General features: G+C 72.7%; 13 protein-coding genes. 10 read left to right on the top strand and 3 right to left on the bottom strand.

All coding sequences use genetic code 11. The annotated features are described in order from the left end of the window. Positions 1-88: 88 nt before the first annotated feature. Positions 89-220 (bottom strand): hypothetical protein, encoded by a 132-nt coding sequence (locus tag AC2W7J_RS12830; RefSeq protein WP_485982844.1) that lies wholly within the window; start codon positions 218-220, stop codon positions 89-91. Next, entirely contained in the window at positions 217-579 is a 363-nt protein-coding gene (locus AC2W7J_RS12825; RefSeq protein ID WP_485982842.1) for an NAD(P)H-dependent oxidoreductase, read from the bottom strand. The genes AC2W7J_RS12830 and AC2W7J_RS12825 overlap by 4 nt, the downstream gene beginning before the upstream one ends. A 128-nt stretch (positions 580-707) precedes the next feature. On the opposite strand from AC2W7J_RS12825, the gene AC2W7J_RS12820 reads away from it, so the two are divergent. Beyond that, on the top strand, positions 708-1,472 hold the full coding sequence (locus AC2W7J_RS12820) for an SAF domain-containing protein (protein ID WP_255184612.1): 765 nt from the start codon (positions 708-710) through the stop codon (positions 1,470-1,472). Next, positions 1,472-2,278 (top strand): MinD/ParA family ATP-binding protein, encoded by an 807-nt coding sequence (locus AC2W7J_RS12815; protein ID WP_255184613.1) that lies wholly within the window; start codon positions 1,472-1,474, stop codon positions 2,276-2,278. The genes AC2W7J_RS12820 and AC2W7J_RS12815 overlap by 1 nt, the downstream gene beginning before the upstream one ends. 143 nt (positions 2,279-2,421) lie before the next feature. Here the strand turns inward: AC2W7J_RS12815 and AC2W7J_RS12810 are convergent, their stop codons facing one another. Then, positions 2,422-2,649, bottom strand: coding sequence for a hypothetical protein (locus tag AC2W7J_RS12810; protein ID WP_485982840.1), 228 nt, complete (start codon positions 2,647-2,649; stop codon positions 2,422-2,424). On the opposite strand from AC2W7J_RS12810, the gene AC2W7J_RS12805 reads away from it, so the two are divergent. The 8 genes from AC2W7J_RS12805 to AC2W7J_RS12770 form a co-directional block, all read left to right on the top strand. Next, on the top strand, positions 2,642-3,916 hold the full coding sequence (locus AC2W7J_RS12805) for a TadA family conjugal transfer-associated ATPase (protein ID WP_485982838.1): 1,275 nt from the start codon (positions 2,642-2,644) through the stop codon (positions 3,914-3,916). The genes AC2W7J_RS12810 and AC2W7J_RS12805 overlap by 8 nt on opposite strands. Next, positions 3,913-4,794, top strand: coding sequence for a type II secretion system F family protein (locus tag AC2W7J_RS12800; RefSeq protein WP_255184615.1), 882 nt, complete (start codon positions 3,913-3,915; stop codon positions 4,792-4,794). Before AC2W7J_RS12805 ends, AC2W7J_RS12800 begins: the two co-directional genes overlap by 4 nt. Next, positions 4,791-5,702 (top strand): type II secretion system F family protein, encoded by a 912-nt coding sequence (locus AC2W7J_RS12795; RefSeq protein WP_255184616.1) that lies wholly within the window; start codon positions 4,791-4,793, stop codon positions 5,700-5,702. Before AC2W7J_RS12800 ends, AC2W7J_RS12795 begins: the two co-directional genes overlap by 4 nt. 157 nt (positions 5,703-5,859) lie before the next feature. Beyond that, positions 5,860-6,078 (top strand): hypothetical protein, encoded by a 219-nt coding sequence (locus AC2W7J_RS12790; RefSeq protein WP_255184617.1) that lies wholly within the window; start codon positions 5,860-5,862, stop codon positions 6,076-6,078. Then, positions 6,078-6,536 carry a TadE/TadG family type IV pilus assembly protein gene (locus tag AC2W7J_RS12785; protein WP_255184618.1) on the top strand — a complete coding sequence of 153 codons (459 nt, stop codon included), beginning with the start codon at positions 6,078-6,080 and terminating at the stop codon, positions 6,534-6,536. The genes AC2W7J_RS12790 and AC2W7J_RS12785 overlap by 1 nt, the downstream gene beginning before the upstream one ends. Continuing rightward, complete coding sequence (locus AC2W7J_RS12780; protein WP_485982835.1) at positions 6,536-7,015, top strand: TadE family protein; 480 nt, start codon at positions 6,536-6,538, stop codon at positions 7,013-7,015. Before AC2W7J_RS12785 ends, AC2W7J_RS12780 begins: the two co-directional genes overlap by 1 nt. Next, complete coding sequence (locus tag AC2W7J_RS12775) at positions 7,015-7,512, top strand: pilus assembly protein TadG-related protein (protein ID WP_255184620.1); 498 nt, start codon at positions 7,015-7,017, stop codon at positions 7,510-7,512. Before AC2W7J_RS12780 ends, AC2W7J_RS12775 begins: the two co-directional genes overlap by 1 nt. Continuing rightward, positions 7,478-8,476: LysM peptidoglycan-binding domain-containing protein (locus AC2W7J_RS12770; RefSeq protein ID WP_485982833.1), on the top strand; the 999-nt coding region annotated here is incomplete at its 3' end. The genes AC2W7J_RS12775 and AC2W7J_RS12770, both read left to right, overlap by 35 nt.

Here is an 8,476-nt window from a genome sequence, read left to right as displayed (position 1 = left end):
AGCCGCTACAGTCGGCCCGCCACGCCTGATCGCCCGGCAGCGCGAAGGGGGTCCCGCCCGGTCGGCGGGACCCCTTGTCGTGCCCGGGTCAGGTGAGCAGAGCCGCGAGGGTGCCGCCGAGCTCGGTCGCCGACTCGAGCGCGGCGTCGTCGACGTCGCCGACGACCTCGAGGACCGGCGCCGACTGCCGCCAGTCGAGGGCCTGGACGATCGAGGTCACGGCCCGCACGGCACCGGCGACGTCGTAGCGACCGTGGACCCACAGGCCGTAGGGCCGCTTGGCGGTCGTGCCGCCGCCCGGGTCGCGGCGCCGCCGGAGTCGTCGAGGGCGCCCCCGACCTGCAGGAAGGTCGAGTCGAAGAAGTGCTTGAGGGCGCCCGACATGTAGCCGAAGTTGGCCGGCGTGCCCAGCAGGTAGCCGTCGGCGGCGAGGACGTCGTCGGCGGTGGCCTCGAGCGCCGGGACCACGTCGACGTCCACGCCGGCGATGTCGGGATGCCTCGCCCCGGCCAGCGCTGCCTCGAGCAGCGCCTGCGTGGAGCGGGTCGGGCTGTGGTGGACGACGAGAAGACGTGCCATGTCCCCATCCTGCCCCGAGGCACCTGATCGCGACCGAAGGGCCGGCGTGCCTTAGCCTGATCCCCGGACATCGGGGAGCGTCTGCACGAGCGCACCCCTTCGGGTACGACGCACAGGGAGTAGCACCCATGACCGCCCCCACCGCCGAGCCGCCGCCGGACGAGCAGACCTCCCGCCGCAAGCGCAAGGGCGAGAGCACCCCGACGCCCGGTGCTGCTCCGGAGCCGCCCAAGTTGCGGCGCCGGCCGATGCTCGTGGCCGTGTCGGTGCTGCTCACCGCGCTCGGTGCGCTGCTCGGCGCCTTCCTCCTGTCGACCTTCTCCGGCACCGACGACTACATCGCCGTCTCGTCCGGCATCGAGCGGGGCGACCGCATCACCGAGCAGGACCTCGCCCGCACCCAGATGCGCAAGGACACCAACGTCTCGCCGATCCGGTGGGACCAGCGCCGGGCGGTCGTCGGCACCTATGCGACGAACGACATGGCGAAGGGGTCGATCGTCACCCAGGACTCCATCGCGGCCGAGATCAGCCCCAAGGAAGGCTACTCGATCGTGGGTCTGGCCCTCACGCCGGGCCAGGGCGTGAGCGGCGAGCTGCGGGTCGGCCAGTCGGTCCAGGTCGTCCTCGTGCCCGCGAGTGCCGAGGTCGGTGCCCAGCCGGAGAAGGTCGCGGGCGAGGTCTCGGCGGTCAAGCTCTCCGACGACGGCTCGACGAAGCTCGTCGACGTGCAGGTGGACAGCGGCAACGGCCCGAAGGTCGCGGCCTCGGCCGCGCGCCAGGAGGCCTCGCTCGTCGTCGTCGGCGACACCGAGGAGGGCGACGTCCCGCTCACGCCGTCGGGCGAGGGCGACTCGTCGACCCCGACCTCCGAGAGCAGCACGAGCAACTGATGGCGGTCGTCACCCTCTTCTCCGCCTCCGGGTCCCCGGGGGTCACCGTCTCCGCCCTCGGCATGGCCCTGGCCTGGCAGCGCCACGTCATGCTCGTCGACGCCGACCCGACCGGGTCCTCCTCGATCCTCGCCGGCTACCTGCAGGGCCAGACCGCCCACGACCGCGGCCTGCTCGACCTCGCCGTGGCCAACCGCGTCGGCAACCTCGGCCAGGCCATCGCCACCGTGTCGATGACCCTGCCCGGCTCGACGGTCGAGTTCGTCCCCGGGATCCGTTCGCACCAGCAGGCCCCCTCGATGCGCAACCTCTGGGAGCCGCTGTCGGGCGTCCTGCGCGGCATGGAGCAGCGCGGGGTCGACGTCGTCGTCGACGCCGGCCGCCTCGGCCTGGAGCAGTCCCCGATGCCGCTCGTGCGCGGCAGCGACCTGTCCCTGCTCGTCGTGCGCAGCGACCTGCCGGCTGTCTCCGGTGCGCGGGCATGGGCCCGCAGCCTGCGCGACCAGCTGACCTCCGTCGGCGCCGCGCACCAGCTCGGCGTGCTCCTCGTCGGCCCCGGACGGCCTTACTCCGCGCGCGAGATCCGCTCGGTACTCGGCCTGCCCGTCGTCGCCGAGCTGCCCTGGGACCCGGAGTCGGCCGAGGTCTACTACGCCGGCCGCCGCCCGAAGAAGAGCTTCGCCGGGGGCCCGCTCAACCGCGCCCTGCGCGCGACCGTCAGCTCCTCGCAGGGCCTGATCGCCAACAACCGTGAGCGCCTGGGCACCCAGACCCACCGCGCCACCCAGGAGGCTGGACAGCCGTGAGCGACTCCTCAGGCGCCCCCTTCGACCCGACGTCGCTGCCGCTCTTCGCGCAGGACGGCGACCTGCCCGACCAGACCCAGCCCCGCGACGACGTCTCGCAGCGTCTCGCCGCGGGGCGCAGGCAGCGTCTCTCCCCACGACCGCTACGCGGCACCGACCCAGACCCCGCCGCCGCCCACGTGGGGCGCGGGGACCCCGAGCCCCGCCGCCGCCCCGCCCGCGCCAGCAGACCCCGCCCCGCCGTCCTTCTCCGAGGGGTCCGGCTTCACGACGGTCGCGGCCCAGCGGCTGAGCGGCGACATCGCCCACGACACGAGCATCGACTGGACCCAGGTCGCCGAGCTGCGCACCCAGGCCTCGGAGATGCTCACCGGCGCGCTGCAGGACCGCTCGCACCTCGAGCCGCACCAGCAGCGCGAGCTCGGCCGCTCGATCATCGTCGAGCTGCTGCAAACCACGGCGGCCAACAACCTCGCCGTCGGCCGCCGTGCGTGGTCGATGGACGAGCAGGACCGCATCGGGCAGGCCGTCTTCGACGCACTCTTCGGCCTCGGCCGGCTGCAGCCGCTCGTCGACGACGAGCAGGTCGAGAACATCGAGATCACCGGGTGCGACCAGGTGCTCCTCGAGTACACCGACGGCACCCTGCGTCCCGGCCCGGCCGTCGCCGAGAGCGACCAGGAGCTCATCGACTTCCTCGTCTTCCTCGCCAGCCGCTCCGAGGTCAACGCGCGCCCCTTCTCCGAGGCCCAGCCCCGGCTGCACATGCGCCTCGACGGCGGCGCGCGCCTCGCCGCGACCGCGTGGGTCACCCCGCGGCCCTCGATGGTCATCCGACGCCACCGGCTGCGGGAGATCACCCTTGAGGAGCTGTCCGAGCGCGGGATGCTCGACGCCGTCGCGGTCTCCTTCCTGCGGGCCGCGGTCAAGGCGAAGAAGAGCATCGTCGTCGCAGGCGCCCAGGGCGCCGGCAAGACGACCATGGTCCGCGCGCTGTGCGCCGAGCTCGACCCGTGGGAGCGCATCGGCACCTTCGAGACCGAGTACGAGCTGCACCTGCACGAGCTGCCGGAGAAGCACCGCCGCATCGTCGCGTGGGAGTCCCGCCCGGGCTCCGGCGAGGTGGGCGCCGACGGCCGTCAGGCCGGCGAGATCCCGCTCGACGACCTGCTCTACGACTCCTTCCGGTTCAACCTCTCCCGCCAGATCGTCGGTGAGGTCCGCGGGCGCGAGGTGCTCGCCATGATCAAGGCGATGCAGTCCGGCTCCGGCTCGATCAGCACGACCCACTCGGCCAATGCTGTCGGCGCGATCCGCAAGCTCATCACCTGTGCCATGGAGGCCGGCTCCCACGTCACCGAGGCCTACGCCGAGCGGGCCGTCGCCGAGCACATCGACGTCATCGTCCAGCTGCAGCTCGACACGGCGCCCACCTCCGACGGCGAGGCCCGTCGCGAGCGCTATGTCAGCGAGATCATCGCGATCCACCCCGGCGAGGACGGGCCGGCGACGACGCACGTCTTCCAGCCCAACCCGCAGGGCGGGCCCCCGATCCCGGGCATCCTGCCCGACGACTACCGCTCCCTCGAGCGCTGGGGCTTCGACCTCGACGGCTACTTCGCCCGGGCGGCGCCGTGAGCCCCTGGATGGGCGGCGCCCTCCTCGGCGGGATCCTCGTCCTGGCCGTCATCACCTTCGTCGAGGGCATGCGCAGGGTCCCGGCGGCGACCCGCCGCACCAAGGTGCGCCTCGCTGCGGGTGACCGCGACGGCTGGTGGGACAAGCTCCCCCGCCGCACCCGGCAGCTGGTGATCCTCGGGGTCATCGGAGGTGTCGTCTTCGCCCTCTTCACCGGCTGGGTCATCATGATCGTGCTCATCCCCGCGGCGATCATCGGCCTGCCCTGGCTGCTCAGCGCCGGCGACGCCGAGGCGAGCATCGAGCGGCTCGAGGCCATGGAGGAGTGGACCCGCTCGCTCGCCGGCGTGCTCACCGTCGGCGTCGGCCTCGAGCAGGCGATCGTCGCCACCCTTCGCTCGGCCCCGAAGGAGATCCAGCCGGAGGTCAACCTGCTCGCGGCGCGGCTGCGGGCCCGCTGGCCCACGGCCGAGGCCCTGCGCTCCTTCGCCGACGACCTCGACGACTCGACCGGCGACCTGCTCGCGGCCAACCTGCTCCTCGGCGCCCAGCGCCGCGGCGCCGGCCTCGCGAGCGTCCTGGAGTCCGTCGCCGTCTCCGTCGGTGAGGACGTGCGCGCCCGACGGATGATCGAGGCCGACCGGGCCAAGCCGCGGGCCACCGCCCGCTGGGTCACGATCATCACGCTCGTCGTGCTCTTCTTCCTCTTCTTCTTCTCGACGATGTTCGAGCCCTACCGCACCGGCGTCGGCCAGCTCATCCTCGCCGCGCTGCTCGCCGCCTACGTCGGCGCACTCATCTGGATGAAGTCGATGGCCAAGGGCAAGAAGCTGCCCCGCTTCATCGGCAACGAGGTCGCCGAGGAGGCGCGCCGATGACCACCTCCCTGCAGCTCGCTCTCATCGCCGGGGCGCTCATCGGGCTCGGCCTGTCGATGCTCGTCTGGCGCTTCCGCCCGGCGCAGGTCGACCTCGCGACCGCCCTCGACCGGCTCTCCCCCGACCGGTCGCTCGCCCGGCCAGAGGAGGAGGGCGACCTCGACGCAAGCGGTGACAGCACCGACCGACTCGGCCGCTGGGCCATGCGGGCCCTGCCGCTCGACTCGCTCGGCGCCCCGCCCTACCGGGAGCTGGCGCTCATGCGCATCCCGGTGCACCGCTTCTACGGTGAGAAGGTCGTCTTCGCCATCCTCGGCGCGATCATGCCGGTGCTCCTCATGCTGGTCGCATCCTTCTTCGGGCTGGGGCTGCCGTGGATCTTCACGCCGGTGCTCGCCGTCGCCGGCGCGGTCGGCATGTTCTTCCTGCCGGACTACAACGTCAAGGACGACGCCAAGGCGGCCCGGAAGGAGTTCGGCCGGGCCCTGGCGTCCTACATCGACCTCGTCGCGCTCGAGCGCAATTCCGGCTCGGGGCCGCGCCAGGCCATGGAGATCGCCGCCAACATCGGCGACTCCTGGGTCTTCCGCCGGCTGGCCGAGGAGCTCTCCCGCTCCCGCTGGTCGGGGCTGCCGCCGTGGGACGCCCTGCGCAAGCTCTCCGACGAGCTCGGCCTGCCCGAGCTCGCCGACCTCGCCGACATCATGCGGCTGTCCGGCGAGGAGGGGGCGCAGGTCTACCAGACCCTGCGCTCGCGCTCGCAGAGCATGCGCACCGCGGAGCTCAACTCCGCACTCGCCGAGGCCAATGCCACCGGTGAGCGGATGTCGATCCCGATGTCAGCCCTCGGACTGATCTTCATGGCGATCCTCGTCACGCCGTCGGTGCTGCAGATCATCGGCGCCTGAGGGCGCTCGCCCCGGATCGGCGGGTGAACACCCGGTGGCCCGGGCCGGAGGGCAGTCCTCCCCTTAGCGCTACGGGGCCGCCTTCGATAGCCTGTCGCTCGTCCGGGGGGACCACCCGCCTCCCGGGATCACCCTCGTCTTCGGGAGCATCCCAGTCATGATCCAGTTCTACGCCGCCCTGCAGGTGCTGGGCGCTCACGTCAGCAACTACTTCGGCGACCAGGCCGACACGATCTCCCGTGCGCGCGACGAGCGCGGTTCGGTGACCATCGAGCAGGTGCTGTGGGCCGTCGCCGTCATCGCCATCGCGGTCATCGTCATCGGCGCGATCCGCACCTTCGTCAGCAGCAAGTCGCAGGAGATCAAGGCTCCCTGATGCGGGGGTCGCAGGGGCTGCACACGAGGTCGGGGCGCTGGCGTTCCGACCGCGGTGCGCTGTCCATGGAGATGGTCGTGCTCCTGCCCCTGGCCCTGAGCCTGCTCTTCCTCGCCGTCCAGGGCGCGGTCTACTACCAGGGCCGCACCGTGGCCCTGGCCTCCGCGCAGGAGGGCGCCCGTGATGCTGCGGGCTTCAAGGGCACCGACGCCCAGGGGCGCACCTCCGCCATCGACTTCGCCTCGCGCGCCGGCGGTTCCGGGCTGCTCGAGGACCCCGACGTCGCCGTCCGTCGTGATCCCACCGCAGGCACGGTCACCGTGCAGGTCACCGGGACGACGATGTCGCTCGTGCCCGGCTGGGACCCCACGGTGTCGATGTCAGCGACGCGCAACATCGAGGAGTTCACCGCGCCCGAGGACTTCATCGTGCGGGGCACCGAGGGGCAGGGCGACTGATGACGACGGTTCCACGGCGCCTCCTCGCCGTCCGGCGCCCACGCCTCGACGCCCGGGGACGGCTGCTCGGCGAGCGCGGCTCGGCGAGCATCGAGATGGTCATCCTCGCCCCGGCCTTCGGCCTGCTCATCGCCATGCTCGTCATGGGTGGCCGCATCGCGATCGCCCAGCAGAGCATCCAGTCGGCGGCTGGCGAGGCTGCTCGCGCCGCCTCGCTCGAGCGCGGCGCCGACTCCCGCGACCGTGGCCTGAGCGCCGCCCGGGCCTTCCTCGCCGAGCAGGACATGACCTGCCGCAACCTCGACGTCCAGCTCGACGCCTCGGGCAAGCAGACCGACCCCGGCGTCGCCGACCAGATCGTCAACGCGACCGTCAGCTGCGAGGTCCCCCTCGGCGACCTCGCGCTCCCGGGCATCGGCGGCGGTCACACCGTCACCGCGACCGCGGCCAGCCCCGTCGACACCTACCGGGAGCGCTGATGTCCGCCCTCCGCTCCCGCATCCGGCGCCTGCGCGACGAGCGCGGCTCGCTGAGCACCTACTTCGTCTCCGCCGTCTTCGCCGTCGTGCCGCTCGTCGGTCTCGTCGTCGACGGTGGCGGCCAGGTCCGCGCCATGCAGCAGGCCAACGACCTCGCGGACGAGACCGCCCGCTTCGCCGGCCAGCAGATCGAGACCGGCTGCGCGATCAAGGGGTCCGAGGTCGTCATCTACCTGCCGCGCGCCCGCCAGGCCGCGCAGCGCTTCCTCGAGGCCAGCCCGAGCGGCGCATCGCTCAAGGAGGTCACGGTCGGGTCCGACGGGCACACGGTCAACGTGCGCACGAGCCTGACCTACGACCCGATCTTCCTCGGGATGATCGGCGTCGGCCCTCGCGAGATCGAGGGCACCGGCTCGGCCTACCAGTACCGGACCAACGCAGACGGACGGGAGTACGACGCCGATGAGGGCAGCTACGGCACGTGCAGCGGCTGGTAGGGCGCGAGGGCTGATCGCCCTCCTCGGGATCGTCGCACTCCTCGTCGGCGTCCCGTGGCTCCTGCTGCACATCGGCGCGGGGCCGATCCCGGACCAGTGGGCCACGCCCGCCGAGATCTGGGACGCCGTCACCTCCCCCGACGACGGCACCGCACTGCTCGTCATCTTCCGCTACGCCGCGTGGCTCGCGTGGTTCTTCATCGCCGCCTCGATCGTCATCGAGGTCGGCGCCCGGCTGCTCGGCACCGACGTGCCCCAGCTGCCCGGACTCTCGCTGCCCCAGGGCATCGCCCGCTACGTCGTCGGCACCGCCGCGCTGCTCTTCATCACCGTCCCGACGGTCGCCACCTGGGCCGGCACCGCCCAGGCCGCGACCACCGGGTCCACCGATCTCGCGACGACCACCGCCGTCACCGGTGGCGTCTCCGCCGCCGCAGCGGCCGACGCAGTCGCCGCGCACTCAGCCGACCGGGCGGACCACACGAGCGCCGACCAGCAGGACGCCCCCACGCTCACCCACGAGGTCGCCCAGGGCGAGAGCCTGTGGTCGATCGCCGAGCAGCGCCTCGGTGACGGCACCCGCTACACCGAGATCCTCGACCTCAACCGCGACTCGATCCCGGCCTCGCACTGGATCGCCCCCGGCCAGCAGCTCCAGCTGCCCGGCGACGCGACGGGTGCCGATGACTCCGCCGACGACGCCATGCCCGGCGGCACGCACACCGTCGAGCAGGGCGACACGCTGTGGGAGATCGCCGAGGACGAGCTCGGCGACGGCAGCCGCTACACCGAGATCGTCGCCGAGACCGGATCCGCCGAGCAGCCCGACGGCGACCGGCTCACCGACCCCGACCTCATCCGGCCCGGCTGGCAGCTCCAGCTGCCGGGCGACGAGACCGCCGCCGACACCCCGAGCGCCACTCCCGGCACCGCCCAGACCGCGGCGACGCCGCGCACGGGGCGT

It is taken from the genome of Janibacter sp. CFPM2_SD2 (assembly GCF_057364645.1).
The sequence above is the reverse complement of the archived record's forward strand: the minus strand, read 5'-3'. Positions and strand labels throughout refer to the sequence as shown.